This is a genomic window from Streptomyces paradoxus (assembly GCF_014202475.1).
In the GTDB taxonomy this organism is placed as follows: domain Bacteria; phylum Actinomycetota; class Actinomycetes; order Streptomycetales; family Streptomycetaceae; genus Streptomyces; species Streptomyces paradoxus.
On the sequence record NZ_JACHGV010000042.1, the window covers coordinates 1 to 1,054 of the forward strand.

The 1,054-nt window shown below is 56.4% G+C and carries 1 rRNA gene; it reads left to right on the forward strand.

The window, feature by feature from the left end:
* A 23S ribosomal RNA gene (locus tag HNR57_RS39115) occupies window positions 1-1,054 on the forward strand; the annotation flags it as partial.

Consider the following 1,054-nt stretch of genomic DNA (forward strand, 5'->3'; position numbering starts at 1 on the left):
GAGCTGGGGGTGGCCGCAGAGACCAGCGAGAAGCGACTGTTTACTAAAAACACAGGTCCGTGCGAAGCCGTAAGGCGATGTATACGGACTGACGCCTGCCCGGTGCTGGAACGTTAAGGGGACCGGTTAGCTCAGATTCGTCTGGGCGAAGCTGAGAACTTAAGCGCCAGTAAACGGCGGTGGTAACTATAACCATCCTAAGGTAGCGAAATTCCTTGTCGGGTAAGTTCCGACCTGCACGAATGGCGTAACGACTTCTCGACTGTCTCAACCATAGGCCCGGTGAAATTGCACTACGAGTAAAGATGCTCGTTTCGCGCAGCAGGACGGAAAGACCCCGGGACCTTTACTACAGTTTGATATTGGTGTTCGGTTCGGCTTGTGTAGGATAGCTGGGAGACTGTGAACTCTGGACGCCAGTTCAGGGGGAGTCGTCGTTGAAATACCAGTCTGGTCGTGCTGGATGTCTAACCTGGGTCCGTGATCCGGATCAGGGACAGTGTCTGATGGGTAGTTTAACTGGGGCGGTTGCCTCCTAAAGAGTAACGGAGGCGCCCAAAGGTTCCCTCAGCCTGGTTGGCAATCAGGTGTTGAGTGTAAGTGCACAAGGGAGCTTGACTGTGAGACCGACGGGTCGAGCAGGGACGAAAGTCGGGACTAGTGATCCGGCGGTGGCTTGTGGAAGCGCCGTCGCTCAACGGATAAAAGGTACCCCGGGGATAACAGGCTGATCTTCCCCAAGAGTCCATATCGACGGGATGGTTTGGCACCTCGATGTCGGCTCGTCGCATCCTGGGGCTGGAGTCGGTCCCAAGGGTTGGGCTGTTCGCCCATTAAAGCGGTACGCGAGCTGGGTTTAGAACGTCGTGAGACAGTTCGGTCCCTATCCGCTGTGCGCGTAGGAGTCTTGAGAAGGGCTGTCCCTAGTACGAGAGGACCGGGACGGACGAACCTCTGGTGTGCCAGTTGTTCTGCCAAGGGCATGGCTGGTTGGCTACGTTCGGGAGGGATAACCGCTGAAAGCATCTAAGCGGGAAGCCTGCTTCGAGATGAG